Source organism: Marinomonas sp. ATLA20 (genome assembly GCF_057180105.1).
On record NZ_JBXUKU010000001.1, the window covers coordinates 691413 to 711929 of the forward strand.

Consider the following 20517-nt stretch of genomic DNA (forward strand, 5'->3'; position numbering starts at 1 on the left):
CTTTTAGTTATGACGAATAAAACAATGCCATACGCAATAGAATTGCGAGACATAAGTAAACGTTTTGGTGCAGTTCAGGCCAATAAAGACATTTGCTTGCAAGTTCCAGCTGGCACGATTCACGGTATTATTGGTGAAAACGGCGCGGGTAAATCCACTTTGATGAGTATCATTTATGGCTTTTATGAAGCCGATACAGGTCATATTGAAGTTGATGGTAAGCGTGTTGATATTCGTAGCTCTCAGGATGCGATCAATGCCGGCATCGGCATGGTGCATCAGCACTTCATGTTAGTGGAAAACTTTAGTGTTCTTGAGAATGTTATTCTAGGTGCAGAAGGTGGCGCGGTACTAAAGAATGGTATCGGTGCAGCGCGTGTAGAATTGCAACGCTTGGCTCATGAATACAGTTTGGATATTGATGTAGACGCAATCGTAGAGGAACTTCCGGTTGGTTTACAGCAACGAGTTGAAATATTAAAGGCGCTATATCGCGGCGCACGTATCCTTATATTGGATGAGCCCACCGGTGTATTGACACCGCAAGAAGCAGATCATTTGTTTCGTATTCTAAAAGCCCTAAAAGATCAGGGCGTTACCGTATTATTAATCACTCACAAATTACGTGAGATCATGGCTTCCACTGATAATGTGTCGGTAATGCGACAAGGTGAGATGGTTGCGCACCGAGAAACAGTCAATACGAGCAAGGAAGATCTTGCTGAGTTGATGGTGGGTAAAAAAGTCCGTCTTACTGTGGATAAAGATGAAGCTCAACCTAGTGATGTTTTGTTGTCTGCGAAAAACTTGTCTCAGTTTGATAGTCAGGGCGTGAAGCGTTTAAAAAATGTCAGTTTAGAGCTGCGTGCTGGTGAAATCTTAGGTATCGCTGGTGTGTCTGGTAACGGTCAGAGCGAACTGTTGAGCGTTCTGTCTGGTATTACGCCGATGGACGAAGGTGAGATCCACTTTGCAGGTCAAGTGATCAACGCAAAAGCGCCGAAAGATGCCGCTCAGATGCGTGATCTAAAAATGGCACATGTGCCAGAGGATCGCCATAAAATGGGCTTGGTAACGGGCTTTGAAGCCTATGAAGCGGCCGTGCTGGGCTACCATAACTCGCCTGCGTATAACGGCAAGATCCTTATGGACCGCAAGGCCATGCTGGATGAATGCAATGAGCGCATGGCTGCGTGGGATGTGCGCCCACCGAATCCTCATCTTAAGACGGCGAATTTTTCTGGTGGTAATCAGCAGAAGATCGTTATTGCCCGTGAAGTCGAGCAAAACCCTGAAGTGTTGTTGATTGGCCAGCCAACGCGTGGCGTTGATATTGGCGCCATCGAAAACATTCACGAACAAATCGTTAAACTAAGAGACTCAGGTAAAGCCATTTTACTTGTGTCCGTTGAATTGGATGAAATTATGGCACTGAGTGATCGCATTATTGTGATGTTTGATGGTGCGGTTGTTGGTGAGCTTGATGCAAAAGACGCTGATGAACGAACCCTTGGCCTAATGATGGCTAATGCTTTCAATGAAGAGCAAGAAGGGGTGTCAGCATGAGTCAGGCAAAAGTCCCTACGTGGGTAAATATTGCTCTTATCCCTGTGCTAAATATCATGCTGGCCTTTTTGGTTTCAGGTTTGGTGATTCTCGCCATTGGTGAAAACCCAATTGAAGCCGCAGGTTACCTTATTTATGGTGCTTTTGGTTACGACGAAGGCATTGGCTATACGCTGTATTATGCAACGAACCTTATTTTTACGGGCTTAGCTGTGTCTGTTGCCTTTAAAGGCGGTTTGTTCAATATCGGTGGTGAAGGGCAAGCCTATATCGGTGGTTTAGGGGTTGGTTTGATCTGTTTGTCATTGGATCACACTATGCCGCTTTATGTGATTGCGCCTCTGGCGATTATTGGTGCAGCCGTTTTTGGTGCCGCATGGGGTTATATACCTGCTTACTTACAAGCGCGTCGTGGTAGCCACATTGTAATCACTACCATCATGTTTAACTTTATTGCCTCTTCTTTGATGGTTTACTTGATCGTCAACTGGTTAAAAGAAGATGGCCGTATGGCGCCAAATAGCCGAACCTTTGAAGAAAACGCTTGGTTACCTTATTTGCATGAACTGCTTTCCCCATTGGGTATTGATATAGGTGATTCACCGTTAAACCTCGCTTTTATTTGGGCTTTGTTGTGCTGTGTGTTTGTTTGGGGATTGGTTTGGCACACTCGTTGGGGTTATCAGCTACGTACGCTCGGAACCAACCCAACCGCAGCGCGTTACGCTGGTATTGATACCGCGAAAGTGACCATTTGGGCGATGCTTATTTCAGGTGGTTTAGCAGGTTTTGTTGGCCTTAATGAAATCATGGGCGTGAACCATAACTTATTGCTTAACTTTACAGCGGGTTATGGTTTTGCAGGTATTGCGGTGGCCTTGATGGGGCGTAATCATCCGATTGGTATTATTTTGGCGGCTATTTTATTTGGTGCCTTGTATCAAGGTGGCGCTGAGTTAGCCTTTGAAATTCCAACCATTACGCCTGAAATCGTTGTGGTGATTCAAGGTTTGGTGATTCTGTTCTCTGGTGCGCTTGAGCATATGTTCAAAGATCGTATCGAAGGCTTTTTTATTCGCAGAGCGGTCGCGTAGGGGAAAACTATGTTTGAAACATTGATACTCATGTTAGACGCGACAATGCGCGTTTCTACTCCGCTGATTTTTGCGGCGTTAGCAGGCTTGTATTCTGAGCGCGCGGGCATTGTTGATATTGGTCTAGAAGGTAAAATTTTGGGCAGTGCCTTTGCAGCCGCTGCGGCCGCGTCTATTTTTGGCTCCGCGTGGATTGGCTTGTGTTTTGGTATAATGGCCTCGGTTGGCTTAGCCATGATTCACGGCTTTGCTTGTATCACACACCGAGGCGATCATATCGTTTCTGGTGTGGCGATTAATACCATTGTAGCGGGCTTGACGGTTACCTTGTCTATGCATTGGTTTGGTATGGGCGGACAAACACCGGCACTGGTTGGTGATGCGCGTTTCTTAGATATCACTTTCCCATTTGCAGATGCAATCGCAAGTGTGCCTGTGATTGGGCCGATTTATTCGAACTTGCTAAGCGGCCACAACATCTTGGTATATTTGGCGTTCGCTATGGTGCCTGTAACCTATTGGGTGATTTATAAAACTCGTTTCGGTTTGCGTCTGCGTGCGGTGGGTGAGAACCCTCATGCGGTAGATACGGCGGGTATTTCGGTATCTTTCATTCGTTATCGCGCCCTGATTATTTGTGGCATTTTATGTGGTCTTGCTGGCGCATATTTGTCTACGGCTCATAACGCTGGCTTCTTGAAAGATATGAGTGCAGGTAAAGGCTACATGGCATTGGCGGCGCTTATCTTTGGTAAATGGCGCCCAGTTCCAGTCTTGCTGGCTTGTTTATTGTTTGGTTTCTTGGACGCGTTTGCTGTTCGTATGCAAGGTGTGGTTATTCCGGGCATTGGCCAAGTTCCAGTACAAGCAATCGAAGTATTGCCTTATGTATTAACTGTGTTGTTACTCGCAGGCTTCATTGGCAAAGCTATTGGGCCAAAAGCCATTGGCCGCCCTTATGTGAAAGAGCGAGCCTAGCATGTCAGATACGAAGCAGAGCACTGATGAGCTATTTGAACTTGCTAAAGACGCGATGAATAAGGCCTATGTACCTTATTCTAAGTTTCCTGTTGGTGCGGCAATAGTAGCGGCTGCTGGTAAAATTTATTCTGGCTGTAATGTAGAGAACGCCGCTTATCCAGAAGGCACATGCGCCGAAGCGGGGGCGATTGCTTCTATGGTGCTTGGCGGCGATACGCAGATCAAAGACATCTATGTGATTGGCAAGGGCGATGAATTGGTAACGCCTTGTGGCGGTTGCCGCCAGAAAATTCGTGAGTTCTCTTCTGTCGATACCATGATTCATATTTGTGGCGCAGAAGGCGTGAGAAAATCTCTTACGATGAACGAGCTATTGCCTTTCTCGTTTGGTCCAGAAAATCTCGAACAAGCTAGCTAGTATTTATTTGTTAGCTTACAAAACCACCTTCGGGTGGTTTTTTCGTTTAGGCGTCTTGGTTTCTTGAAAGCCAACGCGCCAGCATTGGCCCAGCAATCAGCACCAGCAGAAACCTCGCCACCTGCATGGCCATGACAAAAGACACATCTGCACTGGTCGATGCGGCAATAATGGCAACAGAGTCAGCACCACCAGGACTTGTGGCGAGAAACGCTGTGAGCGGGTCGATATCAGCAAAAGTAATCAACAGCATGGCTAAGCAAGCGTTAATGGCAATAAGCGCTAGAATCGCGCCTAACACGTGTGGGAAGACATGCCAAGCATGTTGTAATACTTGCCGAGTGAAGCGAAAACCAATGCCCCAACCTAATATGGCAAAGCTGATTGCTAAGCACCAATGGGGCAGAATGATAGGTAAAACACCGGTAAACTTGATCACCAACCCTATCGCGAGAGAAAGCAGCAAAGGCCCGCTTGGTAAACGCAGTTTTATGCCAATAATGCTCACTACAATGATGACGCAAAGCGTGATAACAAAACCTGACCATGAAGGCACGCCGAGCCAGTCAATCGATTCAGCAGTAACACCATCAACATGAAATACCGCTGCAACAACGGTCGCCGCGATAGCACAACACGCCACACGCAAATATTGCATGAAGGCAACCAATCGCATATCCGCCCCATAGGATTCGGACATAATGGTCATTGCCGAGGCGGCACCAGGAGACGATCCCCAAATGGCTGTGGTGCCAGGTAGTAAACCGCTACGACTAAGTAACCAACCTAAAAAGCTAGAAGCTACAATGGTCGATACAGTACCGATTAGAAACAGCGGCCATTCCATAGAAATCTTCGTAAATACGGTGAGTGGAAGGCTGTTCGCTATCATCATGCCCAAAATGCCTTGAGCCATTAAAAACAGTGGCTTGGGCATTGTCATACCTGCTCCGCTAACCGCCAAAGTGATGGCTGTGATCATAGGGCCAAGCAAGAGTGCGGCGGGTAAGTTTGCGTATTCAAAGCACACCACCAAAACAAAAGACACGGCTAATAAGACGGATAATCGCCAAGTTGTAGGCCAACGAGAAGGGGTTTTACAAAGCAAAAAAAAACGAGAAGTCATGTCTATCTTTCGAAAAAAGCAGTGGGTTTAATGGCGCAAAGCATACCTTAAATGAGCGGGCATTATTGGCGTCTCTGGTGATGTTAAGCATGCTCGTAACTTATGTTGGTGCATTGTCATGTTGGCAATTGTCGTGAGCATTAAGGTAAAGCTTAGCAAGATACGCCAAAAAACTGACAAGACGCTGACTAATGTTTCGTTAGGCTGAGTTTGTTAGACAAGTCTATCTGTTACTATGGAGGTTAAAAGCACAGCAACTGAAAAAGCCGCTTAAAGGAAAAGAAAAAACCATGCGAACAATTAGCATCTTATGTTGGGTCATCTCTTCTCTCGTTTTAACCGCTTGCGCGAGTGGCCCAATCAGTCGTTCAGATTCAGTCGGGTTCGGAGAAAGTGGCGGAGCCAGTTATTACGCCATGAAATACCAAGGCCGGAAAACCGCCAGTGGGGAATTGTTTGATCAAAAAGCCATGACCGCAGCTCATAAACGTCTGCCTTTTGGTTCTAAAGTCAAAGTTACCAATGTCGACAATGGCAAAAGCGTCGTAGTGCGAGTCAATGACCGTGGGCCGTTTGTTAGTGGTCGGATTATTGACCTGAGTAAATCCGCCTTCCAACGAATCGGAAACACTCGCGATGGTGTAATAGAAGTTGAGATTGAAGTGCTGCGTTGAGACCTTTGCACAACTACTGTGCTTGCCAATACTATGTTAAAAATAGACTCGAATTGCTCATTTATAACCCATAAACTCCGCCTTCTCGTCTATTTTTGCCTTGTCTTGACTTCGCTCGTGACATTGTGAAAAAGGTCTCGGTTTCATTTCACAGTTAGGAAGCACCTCGACACTTTTCAAGCAAGCTCGGCGTCAGTTTAATACTCGCCTCCATTTGACCGAAATCGTCTGGGTCGCGTTGAATAGAAAAGCCTAAATGACGGCAGAATTCGATCATGCGTTTGTTTTCGGCCAAGACGATCCCTTTCATTACTCGAATTCCCTTGTCTGCGGCGACTTGCATCAGTCGGCGCATAAGGTAGGATGCCAATCCTAACCCTTGGAACTCATCCCCAAGTACCACGGCAAACTCACAACTTTGATCGTCGAAGTTGTCGATATAGCGTGCGGTACCGATGAGTAAATCTTGACCATCCCGTTGAATCACGGCAAGCAGCGCCATTTCGCGGTCATAGTCGATGTGGGAAAGACTGGCGAGCATGCGTGGTGTTAATTCTTCGATATTGGATATAAAGCGAAAGTAGCGAGTCTCGTGGGACATGCTGCGGACAAAATCCGCTAAGATGCCAGAATCTCTTGGTAAAACAGGTCGAACGGTGGCGATCTCGTCATTTTTTAGTACTCGTTCCGATACCCATTGTCTTGGGTAGGGGTGAATGGCGAGATGCTCATAGCGCCGCCAGTTTTTACAAAGGCGAAGGTTTGCAGTGACATCCGCGTAAACACTGCCACTGTCGTGAAGCCTCACATCGGCCATTTCTAGGCTTTCAATTTCAGGTAATTCACACACCATGGTGGATAAATTGCGCAGCAGACTTTCTAATTCAAAAGATTCTTCGCCGGGAAACGCTCGTTGTATTAAGTCTTTTGCCAAAATGGTATTCAGCGGCGGCAAGGCAACGGCTTCCGCTTGCTTATGTTGCTGAGCGCCTTCCAAAGATAAACCAATAGCTGGGCCAAATACGGCATCTTGAAAGACGCGTAAATGAACAGGAGCAGACAACTGATTTGACGACTGACGACGAGTAATTAAGCGAATATGAAACAGCTCAAAAATATCTCGTAACGAGTCGGCATGAGGCGCTTTATCCCCTTGTTTGTAAAGTAGGTTAAGTTTGTTAGTAGCTTCTGAGACATCGATCTTAAAGCGGAACGCATGACTGTCTGGCGACTGCTTGGCGAGTAATTGGTTGCGCTGGAATTGCACCAAGAACTGAAAGCCTTCAACGGCGGTTTCTGGGGTTCGAAAAGTTGGAATACCCGCTTCATTAATGCGTGTGCGCATGTTGGTCATATTGCCACCGCCGAGCAAACAGACCATCACGAGCTTTTTCTGAGTGCGATGTAACTTGATGATGAGATCGTACAAAGAGTCGATATCGATGAGAGCGGTTGGGCTGAGTGTTAATAATACAGCCCCACAATCTGCACTGCTTAGCGCATCGGCGGCGAGGTCGATGAATAGATCCGTTGCACAACTTGCCCAAACGGTTGTCACTGGGCCAATGCCACCTCGGCCTGCCATGGTGGATTCCAGTTTGTTGTGCAACTCGCCAGCTGGAGTAAGCAAATCAATCCCCAGCTCTGTGGCTCGTTGTGCGGCTAACTCGCCTGGTCCTGCACCGTTCCCAATAATTAACAACGAGCCATCTTTTACCCGACGGGCGTTGGTCATGACCGAAGCCGCAGCGATCAAATCATTCAAGCGTCGACCACGTACCGCACCGGTTCGGCTCAGTGCCGCGTCGAGCACACGTTCATCGGCGCCAATAGAGTGTTCTGTCACAACGGCAACCGGCTTGCTACGTCCTGTGGATCGTAGACTGCTGAGGAAGCGCGTTGGGCGACCAATTTTTTGCAGATACATTAAAATCGCCTGACTGTCGAAATCATTGGATAAGTAATCCAAGACTTGCGACGGCATTACATCAACAGGTGATCCCATGGAAACCACTTGCGAAAAGCCAATGCCTTGCCAAGTTGCCCAGTCCACAAGGGCGCTTGCGACCGTACCAGATTGTGACATTAAGGCTAAACGGCCCGTTAGCGGTTGCGTTAAGCCAAGCCAAGCAAACACGCCTTGTTTTGGGCGACAAATCCCAAAGCTGTTGGGTCCAAGTAAGCGCACATTGTGTTTGCGCAGCGCTTCAACTAGGGATTCTTGGCTGTCTCCCGTCCACGACAACATCAGCAAAGAGCCAATGCCCGCTGCGCCACAGTCAGCGATAATATCTTCCATTGATTGAGTGTTGTGGGTGCCAACTAATACGGCGATGTCTGGGCGGGTGGTTAATTCTGTTAAGTTTGCTACCAATGGAAAGGAGACTGTTATAGCGGGTTGAATCCCCGCTAAAGACACAGGACAAGATTTCTGAGCCATCGTTAACGAGCTTAATAATGCCAACATAAGCGGATCGTTCGCATCGTCTCCGGTGAGAACCACCATAGACTTAGGGGCGAGTAGAGATTGTAATGCGTGTTGGCTCACCTGATCTTCTCCATAAACTCAATGTACATCTTATGACAGTAGCACAGTCTTCGTCTGTCGCCATGATAGACCATGGTAGGATAGATTGTTTTGCTGTGTTTGTGGTTTGATACAAGGCACGGTTATAGCAGATACAGAAAAATAATAATGTAGAGATAGATACCTAATGACAACGGCTTATATCACACACACTTATTGCGACAAGCACGATATGGGAGACGATCACCCAGAGTCTCCGCTGCGCCTTGGTGCGATTCAGAATCGTTTGATCATGGGGCAGTTGATGGATTTTCTACGTCGAATGGAATCCGATCCCGCGACGCGAGAGCAGGTTCTCCTTGCCCATGATGAAGCCTACGTGGATTCTATTTTTGCGCGCGCGCCAGAAGAAGGCCATGTGGAGCTAGAGCCAGAAACCTTGATGATGCCGCATACCTTGGATGCGGCCTTGTACGCTGCAGGTTCGGTGATTAAGGCGGTGGATCTTGTCATGACTGGGGAGATGGATAATGCGTTTTGCGCCATTCGTCCGCCAGGCCATCATGCGGAAGTCGACAAAGCCATGGGGTTTTGCTTGTTCAATAATATCGCCGTTGGAACTCGTTATGCCATTGAACAATATGGTTTAGAGCGCGTGGCAATTGTGGATTTTGACGTTCATCACGGCAACGGCACAGAAGATATTTTCAAATCCGATTCCAAAGTACTTTATGCGTCCAGCTACCAACATCCATTTTACCCCTACAGCGATCCGGGTGCTTCTCACGATAATATTCTTCATATGCCGTTAGAAGCGGGTTCTGGAAGTGAAGCCTTTCAAACCATTATTTCCGAGCAGCTCTTGCCTGCACTGGAAGCCTTCAAGCCTCAGTTGATTATGATTTCAGCAGGGTTTGATGCTCACAAAGAAGACCCTATGGGACAACTTAGACTGAGCGAGTCAGACTTCACTTGGATTACCGATCTGTTGATGGACGTAGCGGATCGCCATTGTGATGGGAAAATTGTGTCTGTCTTAGAAGGCGGCTACAACATAGACGCACTAGGCCGCGCCGCGTTTTGTCATATTCGTAGTTTGATGAAAATTTGACACTAACCTAGCCCTATAATGTAGGGCTAGGTATTTAAAGTCTCATGGATCTACTTCGACAGGGCATTAGGCAGCCATAATGCAATTTCTGGGAATAGACAGAGAATAAAGGCCGCAACACACATCAAAATAAAGAAAGGGAAAGCGGATTTTGCGACTTGTCCTATCTTTTCACCGGTTAGACCTTGCAAGACAAACAGGTTAAAACCAACTGGCGGGGTAATTTGCCCAAGCTCTATCAGAATAACAAGAAAAATACCGAACCAGATTGGATCGAATCCTGCCAAAATAACAATCGGCAGAGTGATAGGTAAGCTCATCACGGTAATGGATATGCCATCTAAGAATAAACCTAATATAACGTAAAATACCGCCAACGCTAACAGCAATAAGCTAGGTGAAAGATTCAAGCTAGCGATATAGCTGGCGAGTTCGGACGGTAGATGAAGAAATCCCATTGCCGTGGACAAAAGCGCAGCAGAGACCAATATGCTGCAAACCATGGTTGAACTCAACAAGGTGGCAATCATGGCTTCTTGTATCATTTTAAAAGATAACTGGCGTTCTTTTACTAGAATAACAAGTGTCGCAAATACACCTACGGCTGCGGCTTCTGATGGTGTTGCTATACCAGAGTAAATAGCTCCCATAACAATGACAATCAGAGAAATAACGGGCAACAGGAGGAAGATGCTTTCTAATTTCCCTGCAGTGTCAGACTTTTCAGGTGGGCATAGCGAAGGGTTTAATAAGGCTCTGATCACTATGTAGCCAGAATAAAGCGTCGCAATTAAAATACCTGGTAAAACTCCCGCCATAAAAAGTTTGCTGATTGAAACTTCTGACTGGATTCCATAAACGATCATCACAAGAGACGGTGGAATTAGCAGCCCTAAACTGCCAGCACCAGCCAAAGATCCGATGGACAAACTTCTGTCATAACCACGCTTTTTCAACTCTGTCGTGGTGATTTTGCCGACGGTTGCCGTGGTGGCAGCGCTTGATCCACTTACCGCTGCAAAGAGTGCGCAGCCAAACACATTTGTGTGCAGTATGCCGCCAGGAATTTTTTTCGTCCAAGGCTCTAAACCTCGAAACAATCGATCCGAAATATTGGATCGAAAGATAAGCTCGCCCATCAGAATAAAGAGCGGGATGGCAGATAATTCCCAAGAATTGGCGGATCGAAAAAGAATGCGGCTGAGTATGGCGCCAGCGCGATCCATGCTGACATCGCCAATGACAATGAGAGACAGCAAGGCAACGATGGCTAGGCCTGAGAATACCCAAACACCAAGCCCGAGAACCATGAGAATTAGGGCGATAACGCCAACGGCTGATAATACAATTTCCATCTTATTTATTGATCTCGATGTGAGGAACGTGGCGTGTAGATATGAGGACGAGTATTCTTACAAAGAGTGTCAAACACAAAAGACCTAAGCCTACGAGCACCATGCCTTCAGGGATCCATAAAGGTGTTTCTGCTATAGACTCGCTGGTGATATTGCGCTTAAAGCTTCGGGATACATTGATGTACCAATAACATGACACCCAAAAAAACATGGCAAAAGAAACCAGAGAGATAAACGTATCTAATATCCAATGGTACTTTTCAGGGAGTCGGTCGCTTAAAATATTGACCTTAATGAGTCCGTTTCTTTCTAAGCTGTAGCCTAATCCCAGAAAAGTAATCGTTGCGATTGCGTAACCAACGAACTCATCTAGAACATACGTTGATGTACCGAAAAAGCGTAAGACAATTTCTAACAAGATGTGGCACAGAAGATACGCGATAAGCAACATTGCCAAGGCACCAGACAGCTGGTTCAGCCGTCTGGATAATATAGCTAAAGAGCGGATGATCATTTGTTTTTCTCAAAATCCGCCATGATGTCGTTACCAGATTTACCGGTGTCTTCTAACCATTCTTTCAATGATGGTTTTGCCGATTCTTGTAACCAACTAATAAAGTCTTTTGAAAGATCTTGGTGAATGGTAACGCTGTTCGCAGAAAGTTCTTTGTAGTTGTCTGCTACGCGCGTTCTTACTGTTTTCCAGTTATGTTCGTCTGTTAACGCGGCCGCTTTCAAAATGGCACTTTGCTCATCAGTGGATAAATCATCAAACGCATCTTTGTTCATATGAACCATGTTCAGAGGAATGGCGTATTGAATGGCGCTGTAGTTATCAAGATGTTCCCAAAACTTACCACTTGCACCTGCGTCAGCGGAAGTAAGAACCGCCTTTATTCCACCTGTGGACAGTTGAGGAACCACGTCACCCCAAGATAACTTAATCGGTTCCGCGCCTGCTTCGCGTAGTGTTAATGTGCCATTTTTATCATAAGTACGGATTTTTAAGTTAGCGAGCTCTGCTTTTGAAGTAACGGGTTTTTGAGACCAAATGCCGCTGGCAGGCCAAGGGGAAGCGTAAAGTAAAATTTGTCCATTTTGGGCGAAGACTTTTTGGTAATAAGGCTTGGCTATTTTATAAAGCAGTTCTGCTTGGTCTTCATTTTCAACGATGAAAGGCAAAGACGAAAGTAGGAAAATTGGGTTTATACCCGCCATGCTGCCAGCCAATGTGTCTGCAATTTGAATAGCGTTATCGGCAACAGCGTAAAAATTGTCAGCGGATTTAAAACCTAAAGATCCACCAGTGTGAAGCGTAATATCCACGTCACCTTTGCTTAGTCTAGTCACTTGATCGATAAAATATTTGTCCCCTTCAGCATGAATCGACGTCGCGTTGTACTCATTTGAGAAATCGAATTTAGCGGCGGATAATGCGAATGGAGCTTGAGATAAGGCGATGGAAGCGGCCAATAGACTAAAGTAACGCATATTACTTTTTCCTTTATAAGGTTGGTGTTCATTGACTCTAGACCGCTTGTCTCTTACTTATGTTACTTATTGCGGCGAAAGGATGACGGAAAACGACTGGAGTATTTTGGCGGGACTTTCTTTGCACTTATTCAGTCCATAGGATGAACAAACGTATCATTGCAGGGCAGAAAAAAAGAAGAACGGCACTCTGAATGCCGTTCTTAGGTTGTCTTTTATTAGGCTTGCTCAGTGACTTGTATTTTCTCCGTTTCCCAATTCAATAGCACAGGTTGTTGTGCGTCATGGGCGAAGAAGTAACCTGCTTTTGGTGTGACGTATAAGGTCTGGCCTTTTTCGAAGCAGTTTTTATCGAATGCTTTGTGAGGCAGGTCGATTTCCCAGACGTCGTTGCTTTGCCAATCTATTGGAGTCAGTTCTAGGCGAACTTCGGCCCCAATTGGGTTGATGGCAATGACGCGCAAAGGCAAGTTGGCTTGAGCTGTTGCTTCTTTTGATACAAAGAATTCATGAGAGCGAATATACAGTTGGCCGTCTTTCTGTTCTGCACCATTTGGCAGAACGATATTGGCTTGCTGATTTTGCCATTTGCCGTTGTCGACCTTGCCTTCGAAGACATTGGCGTTACCAAGGAAATCGAACACAAATCGGCTATTTGGCGACGCGTAAAGCGCACCGGGTTGGTCGATTTGTTCAATGTGTCCGTTACTCATGACGACAACGCGATCAGAGAGCTCCAAGGCCTCTTCTTGGTCATGGGTCACAAACACACTGGTGAAACCTAACTCATCGTGCAATCCGCGCAACCAGCGGCGTAGCTCTTTACGAACCTTGGCATCCAAGGCGCCAAAAGGTTCGTCTAGCAGCAAAACTTCCGGTTGTGTTGCCAAGGCACGTGCCAAGGCAATACGTTGTTTTTGACCGCCAGAAAGCTGAGACGGAAAACGATTGGCAAGATGATCAAGCTGTACCATTTCCAGTAAATGCATCACGCGGTTTTTGATTTCGGTTGGGCTTGGGCGCTCTTTACGAGGCAAGACTTCTAAGCCAAAGGCGACGTTATCCGCCACTGTCATATGACGGAACAAGGCGTAGTTTTGGAACACAAATCCCACGCGACGATCTCGCACATGTAAGTTGGTTACGTCTCTGTCACCAAACTGAATGCGGCCAGTGTCTGCGCCTTCTAATCCAGCAATAATACGCAATAAAGTGGTTTTTCCAGAACCGGATGGTCCAAGCAAGCCAATCATTTCGCCTTCGTTGATGTCCAATGACAAAGGTGACAAGGCTTGAAAATGCCCAAAGTGTTTGGAGATGTTTTCAATCAAAATGCTCATTGTGTCACCTGTCTTTCTTTTTCAGCTTCAATTTTTAAACTACGTTCCTGACGCCATTCGATGAAAGCTTTCAGCAACAAGGTAAGTAGGGCAATCATCGCCAATAGTGAGGCGCTGGCAAACGCGGCAGCGGCTTGATAATCCTCATATTGGGCTTGTACCTGTAATGGTAGAGTGTTGGTTTCACCGCGAATATTGCCAGACACCACAGAAACAGCGCCGAATTCCCCAACCGCTCGCGCGTTGGTCAAAATCACACCATAAATCAGCGCCCATTTGATATTGGGCAAGGTCACTAGACGGAACAATTGCCAGCCAGAAGCACCCAGAATCACCGCGGCTTCTTCGTCTTCTCGACCTTGTTGTTGCATCAGCGGGATCAATTCACGGGCCACAAACGGACAAGTCACAAACACGGTGACCATGACAATGCCCGGCCAAGCGAACATCAATTGGATGTCTTGATCATAAAGCCAAGAACCAATCCAACCGTTATTGCCGTACAACAATAGATAAAGTAGACCAGCTACCACAGGCGACACCGCAAAAGGGATATCCATTAAGGTCATTAGGATTTTGCGGCCAGGGAATTCAAATCGGGTTACCGCCCATGCGAGCATAACGCCGAAGACCAAGTTGATAGGCACGGTTAACGCCGCAACTACCAAAGTCAAACCAATGGCGTGCAAGGTATCAGCTTCAATCAAACTGTTGAAGTAGTGCGCTGCGCCTTCCACAAAGGCTTGTTGGAAGATGGCAATCAGCGGCACGACTAACAAAATCGCGGTCAAAAACAGCGTGAGACCAATGAGTAACCATTTCACCAATGGGCTGTCGCCGACTCTAAGTTGGTTTGATGAGTGTTTAGACGATGACATATAAGCTTCCTAACTGCGTCCGTGAAGACGACGTAAATAACGTGCCTGCCAAATGTTAATGGCGAACAAGAGGACTAGCGACGCCATCAACACAACCGAGGCAATGGCGCTGGCGGCAGGGAAATCGAACTCTTGTAAGCTAACGAAGATCATCAAAGACGTAATCTCGCTGACGTAAGGCATGTTGCCCGCGATAAAGATCACCGCGCCAAATTCGCCTAAGCTACGAGTGAAAGACAAGGCAATGCCCGTCATCAAAGCTGGCCATAAGGCGGGGAAAATAACCCGACGAAATACCGACCAATCGGAAGCACCTAAGGTCATTCCTGCTTCTTCCTCTTCTGGAGACAGTTCTTCCAATACTGGTTGAACGGTTCGAACCACGAAGGGAATACTGGTAAACGCCATAGCAAGTACAATGCCCCAAGGCGTGTAAGCCACTTTTAGCCCTAGGCTTTCAAGGATTTCACCATACCAACCGTTTTGCGCATATAAGGTCGCCAAGGTGATACCGGCAACGGCCGTTGGCAAGGCAAAAGGTAAATCCACCAAGGCGTCCAGAATACGGCGTCCGGGGAAGTCATAACGCACCAATACCCAAGCGAGTAGAAGGCCAAAAAAACCATTAAAAACAGAGGCGATTAATGCCGCCCACAGGGTTACTTTGTAACTGGCAACTACGCGTTCGTCACTGATAACTTGCCAATATCTTTCCCAGCCCATATCGACCGATTGCATAACCAGCCCGCTCATTGGAAGTAATAGAATCAAGCTGATAAACAGTAGAGACGTGCCCAAACTCAAACTGAGTCCGGGCAAGACTCGCTTGTGGCGAGGCCGTGTCTCGGTCGCGCTTAGATGTGTTGCCATGTATTTGCCTATTAGGGTCTTAATGAAAGAAGTTCAATAATAAAGACGCTAGTCGCTTTAGAGACAGAAAAGCCGGAGACGCAAGCGTATCCGGCTAGTTGTTATCTATTTAGATATTAGCGGCGCTGAAGTTTGTCTAGTTTACCACCATTTGCGAATAATTCTTTAGTCGCTTGTGGCCAGCCGCCAGCAATATTTTCGACGGTTAACAAATTCACTTCAGGAAACTTGTCAGCAAATTCTTTTTTCACTACGTCGTTGTGTACGCGGTAGTTGAAACCCGCTAATAAACGCTGAGACTCTTCGCTGTATAAGTAGCTTAGGTATTCACGAGACACTTCTTCTGTGCCGTTTTTCTTCGCATTTTTTTCCACTACAGCGACTGGGAATTCCGCCAAGATAGAGGTTTTTGGTACAACCACTTCGTACTTGTCTGCACCGTATTGGTTACGAATGTTGTTTACTTCTGATTCGAAGGTGATCAACACATCACCAATGCCACGCTCAACGAAAGTCGTTGTTGCGCCACGGCCGCCGGTATCAAACACAGACACGTTTTTCAGGAAAGTACCTAGAAAATCGTCGACCTTGGTTTCATTGTCTTTACCAAAGGTATTTTGTGCATACCCGTAAGCGGCTAGGAAAGTGTAACGACCATTGCCAGAGGTTTTTGGATTTGGAAATACCAATGCCACATTGTTACCGGCTAGATCGCCCCAGCTTTTGATATTTTTCGGATTGCCTTTACGAACTAGGAAGGCAATCGTTGAATAATAAGGCGAGCTGGCATTTGGGAATTCATTTTTCCAATCTGCTGGGATCATTTTGCCTTTGTCATGCAAAACTTGAACGTCAGTGACTTGGTTAAAAGTAACGACGTCTGCTGACAAGCCGTTCATAATCGCATTGGCTTGTTTTGAAGAACCTGCGTGAGACTGTTTGATCTCGATGGTTTTGCCCGTTTTCTCTAACCAATGTTTTTCAAACGTTGGGTTGTAAGTGGCAAACAACTCACGAGCGATATCGTAAGACGTGTTAAGAATTGTTTGATCCGCAGCCGACGCTTGAACGGCTCCGCTCAATAACAATGTACTAATAATAGATTTTAAAAAGCGTGGCTTAGATTTCATAGTGACCTCATCTGGGAAGCTTAATATTTCATTAAGTGAGAGGTTACTTAAAAGATTTGGTTATTACAATGTCTATAAATAAACTTTTTTGGAATATAGATAAGGCGTTTTTCATTACACACTGCCTTCTTTTTCAATCACCAAAATGCGCGCCTCACCAACTGGATGTGCGACATGCTCAGTACCAACTGCCGCGTAGAAAATATCGCCGACAGACATCAATTGAACAAGATCTTTTCCATCGACTCGATAGTGCATATTCACCTCGCCGTCTAACACCACAAACACTTCTTCACCATCATTGATGTGCCATTTATAAGGTTGATCCGTCCAATGTAAACGCGTCGTCACGCCGTTCATATTGGCAATGTCCAGCGCGCCCCAAGCACGGTCGGCGGTGAAGTCTTTGGCTTTGATGAATGTCATTGTTTTTATTCCTAAATGATAGAGACAACACGAAGTTAGAATGTCATTGCAGTGAAGACAAGGCAGTAGCATCGCTTAGGTCAAAATGTCAGTAATAAAAGTCAAAATACGGGCCAGATACGGCAAAGTGTTGGAATGGTTAGAGGATTGATCATAATGTTGATTGGAGATCGTTTTTAAAGCGATCTACTTGCTAGTTTGTTGAAGTGGAATATTTTTCTAAGATTTCTTCTTTCTTTGCTTTTCTTTCCGATGCGCTGAGAGAAAGTAAGGATTTGTCTACAGAATAACCTAGGCTATTACAGGCTTCTATTCCTAATCTTGGTAGAAAAGGGAGCACATTTTTGTTCAGTACAATATTCTAAACTGAGGGTAAATATAACCGAGAGGTCTTCTTAGATCTCATAATGATGCACGGCATATTGCTTGGCGTAATGCTCCATACCATCTGGAATATAGGCTTTATGCCAGTCTTCTCCTAAGAACTCGATTAGCTTGTCTTTACTCTGCCATTTGGAAATCATTGAGTACTCATTGGGATTTGATTCAACAGGAAAACCAATTCCAATAGACTCACAGCCTTCTTGAGTCTCAAGGGCCCCGACAGATAAACTGCGGAACTTAGCTTCAAACTCTTCTCGATATTTAGGGTAAATCTCAACGCGGAAAAATCTTATGATCATTTTAATGTACCGACAATTCTTTATAGAAACTTGGGTTGTCTTGAATGGTTGCTAGTACTTTAGCCGCCAAACCTGTTGGGTTACGACGTCTGCTTTCCCAGCTTTTAATCGTATCTACGCTGGTGCCTAGCGCTTTCGCAAATTCCGCCTGAGATACTTGCAGGCTATCACGAATAGACTTCACGTCAGCAATCTCAAAGCGAGTAATACGAGAAGCTTCTTTACGGCCTTGGTGGATTTCTACGGCTTCTTCTAAAGAAGATTTTAATTCATCAAAAATACTCATGTTAAACCTCGTTCTTCAATAGCTTTGTTAGCTTTTTCAATTCAGCTTTCTCTGTATTAGTTAGGCTATCTTTTGCACTTTTAGGATAAGCCATGATTAAGTAGATAATTTCTTTAGTTGCTAAGAAGTAGACAACTCTTGTGCTGCCGCTCTTGCCTTGATTTCCTATGGCCATTCTGACTTTGCGGAGACCGCCAGTGTCTTGAATCAAATCGCCTTTTTTAGGCTGCGCGATTAACTCATATTGTAGCTGTCTTAATTCATCGTCAGTGGCGATAGTCTTTATTTGTTTGGTGAATAAATGAGTTTCGATAAACTCAATCGCATGATCCATAGACAACAAATCCTTTTGTTATGGTTTGGTGTACATTGTACTCTTTTGTCTTGTCTGGACAAGTATAAAAATCGTACATGTTGCTTTTTCTCAAAAGTGGACGCTCAAGTGCGTTGCTTTATTTATGGTGGTTTTGAAAGCATAGTTGATGCCTAAAAGGCTATTTTAGGTTTGTCTTAGATTGTCTTTTTATGGTTTGATTTATCTTAAGTATTGAATAGCTGTAGTCATAGGAACTTCGTTGGAAGCATATCAGACACTTTACCAACCTTTTCAGCCGACGTTGACGCATACGGGACAAGAGCAATTAGGGTTGAGTGTAAAAATTCATAAACCTGGCTTGGCATTATCAGATGATGTTTATGCTTTTGTTGAAGTGAATACTCGCTTTTCTACTATGTACCCAATTGTGCCTGATGGCACCAACATGCTTTTTTTCTCTATCTGCTCTGAATCATTCGGAGGTACTCAATCCTCTATTTTAGATATACCTCTAAACGCTGGAGGGCCCTATTTTGGTATTTGGTTTCAACCCGGAAAGTTACGGAGTTTCTTTAATGTGGATGTTTCAGAAGCTACTAACCAATTGACAGAAATGGATTTTTTAGAAAACAACGTTTTCTCATCCTTACAAGAAAACTTGTATGAGAAAGCGTCTTTTAATGATCGAGTTAAGTATTGCGAAAAAATGCTGATAAAGCATACTCAATCGATATCTTTCCCTGATAAATTGAAACACGCTCTTAACATTCTCTATAGAGAGCATGGTGATATCAGTATGGCGCAATTATCGAGCAAAGTAGGTTGGAGTCACCGTCATTTGAATCGGCAATTTTTATTGCATACGGGCACTACTAGCAAAGCGTTTGCTCAGACTGTTCGTATCAACCATTTTCTAAAACGGTGTTATCAAGATGCTGGTTCCTATCTGAATCATGGGTTGGATCTCGGTTTTTATGATCAGTCACATATACTGAAAGCCATAGCCCTGCACGATGTAAAGTTGCTTTCTCCTATTTCCCAGCAATTCATGTCCAATTTTTACAATCCTCGCTCTTAAGCCAAGCCCATACTCACTAAAACAGATTGTGAAAAGTATGAGGTGAATATGACATTTTCTAACTCCGATATTATTGCTATGTCAAAAGGGCGTTTCTTTGGAGAGGGAAACGCGCAATTACCCAGTGATCAAATGCTGATGATAGATGAAATTTCACACATTGATGCCACTGGAGGTAAATTCAATAAGGGCCTATTAAAAGCGAGTTTGGCAATTCAGCCGGACCACTGGTTTTTTGCCTGTCATTTTAAAGGTGATCCAGTTATGCCCGGATGTTTAGGACTAGATGCACTTTGGCAATTATTAGGGGTGTTTTTGGGGTGGTCTGGCTTACCTGGAAAAGGTCGTGCTTTGGGTGTTGGGAAAGTTCGCTTTACTGGACAGATTTATCCTAATGCGAAAGGCATTGAATACCAAGTGCACATCAAGCGCATTATTAAACAGCCTCTGGGAATGGGCATTGCTGATGGCTTTGTTTTACTAAATGGTGAGGTGATCTACGAGGCAACGGGTTTGAAGGTTGGGTTAATTAAAAACTAGGTTAAGTGCGCTGGCATTTTGTAATGACGTTTCGAATCACTTTTTCTCGTGCCTCTTGGTTTGAAATGCTTTTGCCTTCAGTAAATTGTTGCTGTGCTATTTTTACTTCCTTAGCAAGTTGTTGTTCATTGTGGATGGCGACAGCTTGTTCTAGCGATTCTTTTAAGTCTTCATAGAAGTTCATTTTTAATAATGCAGGTGTGTCTTTTGTCAAATTTGATAAGTTTTTTTAAGCATCATGCGACATTTTTTGCGGCGTTAAGTTGAGCTCAAATCCACATGCATGGGCGTATTTTAATAATGTCGTCCAGCTGGGGTTGGCGTTGCCGCGTTCTAATCTGCTGATGTTGCTTTTCTGAGTATGCATACGTTTTGCGAGTTGTTCTTGGGTTAATCCCGCTTGGGCGCGCATAGAAAGCAATTGATCGATAAACGCGAACTCATTTTCAAACTGATCATATTCTGCACGAACCTCTGTATTGGCCAATGCCTGTTGTTTTAAGTGTTGTATGCTCATCAATTCCCCTCTCTTGTTATCTTAAATGATAACCTCCATTTTAATTTTTATCACTCTATGCAGTTGCTTAAAAAAACAAAACGCATTATTGTACTAGTACATGAATACAA

23 protein-coding genes are annotated in these 20517 nt (G+C 45.1%); 8 read left to right on the forward strand and 15 right to left on the reverse strand.

What is annotated here, in order from left to right; genetic code table 11:
• Positions 1 to 9 precede the first annotated feature (9 nt).
• From AC2A4J_RS03135 to AC2A4J_RS03150, 4 genes are read left to right on the forward strand one after another with little or no spacing between them, the layout of a single operon-like run.
• Positions 10 to 1566 (forward strand): ABC transporter ATP-binding protein, encoded by a 1557-nt coding sequence (locus tag AC2A4J_RS03135; protein WP_255827799.1) that lies wholly within the window; start codon positions 10 to 12, stop codon positions 1564 to 1566.
• Positions 1563 to 2660, forward strand: a complete 1098-nt coding sequence (locus AC2A4J_RS03140; RefSeq protein ID WP_484174883.1) for an ABC transporter permease — start codon at positions 1563 to 1565, stop codon at positions 2658 to 2660. The genes AC2A4J_RS03135 and AC2A4J_RS03140 overlap by 4 nt, the downstream gene beginning before the upstream one ends.
• Positions 2661 to 2669: 9 nt before the next feature.
• A complete protein-coding gene (locus AC2A4J_RS03145) occupies positions 2670 to 3638 on the forward strand; it encodes an ABC transporter permease (protein ID WP_484174884.1) in 969 nt (322 codons plus the stop codon).
• 1 nt (position 3639) lies between these two features.
• A complete protein-coding gene (locus AC2A4J_RS03150; RefSeq protein ID WP_484174885.1) occupies positions 3640 to 4059 on the forward strand; it encodes a cytidine deaminase in 420 nt (139 codons plus the stop codon).
• 46 nt (positions 4060 to 4105) lie between these two features.
• Here the strand turns inward: AC2A4J_RS03150 and AC2A4J_RS03155 are convergent, their stop codons facing one another.
• Complete coding sequence (locus tag AC2A4J_RS03155; RefSeq protein WP_484174886.1) at positions 4106 to 5185, reverse strand: AbrB family transcriptional regulator; 1080 nt, start codon at positions 5183 to 5185, stop codon at positions 4106 to 4108.
• A 290-nt stretch (positions 5186 to 5475) separates the two neighbouring features.
• Between AC2A4J_RS03155 and AC2A4J_RS03160 the strand changes: the two genes are divergently transcribed.
• Complete coding sequence (locus AC2A4J_RS03160) at positions 5476 to 5859, forward strand: septal ring lytic transglycosylase RlpA family protein (RefSeq protein WP_484174887.1); 384 nt, start codon at positions 5476 to 5478, stop codon at positions 5857 to 5859.
• Between the two features lie 154 nt (positions 5860 to 6013).
• On the opposite strand, the gene AC2A4J_RS03165 is transcribed toward AC2A4J_RS03160, so the two are convergent.
• A complete protein-coding gene (locus AC2A4J_RS03165) occupies positions 6014 to 8407 on the reverse strand; it encodes a bifunctional acetate--CoA ligase family protein/GNAT family N-acetyltransferase (RefSeq protein WP_484174888.1) in 2394 nt (797 codons plus the stop codon).
• A 166-nt stretch (positions 8408 to 8573) separates the two neighbouring features.
• Between AC2A4J_RS03165 and AC2A4J_RS03170 the strand changes: the two genes are divergently transcribed.
• Entirely contained in the window at positions 8574 to 9497 is a 924-nt protein-coding gene (locus AC2A4J_RS03170; RefSeq protein WP_484174889.1) for a histone deacetylase family protein, read from the forward strand.
• Between the two features lie 50 nt (positions 9498 to 9547).
• Here AC2A4J_RS03170 and AC2A4J_RS03175 read toward each other — a convergent pair whose 3' ends face one another.
• The 11 genes from AC2A4J_RS03175 to AC2A4J_RS03225 all read right to left on the reverse strand — a co-directional run bounded on the left by AC2A4J_RS03175 (position 9548) and on the right by AC2A4J_RS03225 (position 18290).
• Positions 9548 to 10852 (reverse strand): TRAP transporter large permease, encoded by a 1305-nt coding sequence (locus AC2A4J_RS03175; RefSeq protein ID WP_484174890.1) that lies wholly within the window; start codon positions 10850 to 10852, stop codon positions 9548 to 9550.
• Between the two features lies 1 nt (position 10853).
• Positions 10854 to 11366, reverse strand: coding sequence for a TRAP transporter small permease (locus AC2A4J_RS03180; protein ID WP_484174891.1), 513 nt, complete (start codon positions 11364 to 11366; stop codon positions 10854 to 10856).
• Positions 11363 to 12343: a TRAP transporter substrate-binding protein gene (locus AC2A4J_RS03185; protein WP_484174892.1), complete on the reverse strand. Its 981-nt coding sequence runs from the start codon at positions 12341 to 12343 to the stop codon at positions 11363 to 11365. Before AC2A4J_RS03185 ends, AC2A4J_RS03180 begins: the two co-directional genes overlap by 4 nt.
• 218 nt (positions 12344 to 12561) lie before the next feature.
• Positions 12562 to 13683 carry a sulfate/molybdate ABC transporter ATP-binding protein gene (locus tag AC2A4J_RS03190; RefSeq protein ID WP_484174893.1) on the reverse strand — a complete coding sequence of 374 codons (1122 nt, stop codon included), beginning with the start codon at positions 13681 to 13683 and terminating at the stop codon, positions 12562 to 12564.
• A complete protein-coding gene (gene cysW, locus AC2A4J_RS03195; RefSeq protein WP_484174894.1) occupies positions 13680 to 14561 on the reverse strand; it encodes a sulfate ABC transporter permease subunit CysW in 882 nt (293 codons plus the stop codon). Before cysW ends, AC2A4J_RS03190 begins: the two co-directional genes overlap by 4 nt.
• A gap of 9 nt (positions 14562 to 14570) precedes the next feature.
• A complete protein-coding gene (cysT, locus tag AC2A4J_RS03200) occupies positions 14571 to 15431 on the reverse strand; it encodes a sulfate/thiosulfate ABC transporter permease CysT (RefSeq protein WP_255827812.1) in 861 nt (286 codons plus the stop codon).
• 116 nt (positions 15432 to 15547) lie between these two features.
• Entirely contained in the window at positions 15548 to 16561 is a 1014-nt protein-coding gene (cysP, locus tag AC2A4J_RS03205; RefSeq protein WP_484174895.1) for a thiosulfate ABC transporter substrate-binding protein CysP, read from the reverse strand.
• 114 nt (positions 16562 to 16675) lie between these two features.
• Positions 16676 to 16987 carry a cupin domain-containing protein gene (locus AC2A4J_RS03210; RefSeq protein WP_484174896.1) on the reverse strand — a complete coding sequence of 104 codons (312 nt, stop codon included), beginning with the start codon at positions 16985 to 16987 and terminating at the stop codon, positions 16676 to 16678.
• 395 nt (positions 16988 to 17382) lie between these two features.
• Positions 17383 to 17670, reverse strand: a complete 288-nt coding sequence (locus AC2A4J_RS03215) for an antibiotic biosynthesis monooxygenase family protein (RefSeq protein WP_484174897.1) — start codon at positions 17668 to 17670, stop codon at positions 17383 to 17385.
• A 1-nt stretch (position 17671) separates the two neighbouring features.
• Complete coding sequence (gene nadS, locus AC2A4J_RS03220; RefSeq protein ID WP_484174898.1) at positions 17672 to 17956, reverse strand: NadS family protein; 285 nt, start codon at positions 17954 to 17956, stop codon at positions 17672 to 17674.
• A 1-nt stretch (position 17957) separates the two neighbouring features.
• On the reverse strand, positions 17958 to 18290 hold the full coding sequence (locus AC2A4J_RS03225; protein ID WP_484174899.1) for a type II toxin-antitoxin system RelE/ParE family toxin: 333 nt from the start codon (positions 18288 to 18290) through the stop codon (positions 17958 to 17960).
• 241 nt (positions 18291 to 18531) lie between these two features.
• Here AC2A4J_RS03225 and AC2A4J_RS03230 point away from each other — a divergent pair, with 241 nt between their 5' ends.
• Complete coding sequence (locus AC2A4J_RS03230) at positions 18532 to 19350, forward strand: AraC family transcriptional regulator (protein WP_484174900.1); 819 nt, start codon at positions 18532 to 18534, stop codon at positions 19348 to 19350.
• 48 nt (positions 19351 to 19398) lie between these two features.
• Positions 19399 to 19890, forward strand: a complete 492-nt coding sequence (fabA, locus tag AC2A4J_RS03235; protein WP_484174901.1) for a bifunctional 3-hydroxydecanoyl-ACP dehydratase/trans-2-decenoyl-ACP isomerase — start codon at positions 19399 to 19401, stop codon at positions 19888 to 19890.
• A gap of 1 nt (position 19891) precedes the next feature.
• Here fabA and AC2A4J_RS03240 read toward each other — a convergent pair whose 3' ends face one another.
• Entirely contained in the window at positions 19892 to 20104 is a 213-nt protein-coding gene (locus AC2A4J_RS03240; protein ID WP_484174902.1) for a hypothetical protein, read from the reverse strand.
• Between the two features lie 15 nt (positions 20105 to 20119).
• Positions 20120 to 20407 carry a helix-turn-helix domain-containing protein gene (locus AC2A4J_RS03245; RefSeq protein WP_484174903.1) on the reverse strand — a complete coding sequence of 96 codons (288 nt, stop codon included), beginning with the start codon at positions 20405 to 20407 and terminating at the stop codon, positions 20120 to 20122.
• Between the last annotated feature and the right edge of the window lie 110 nt (positions 20408 to 20517).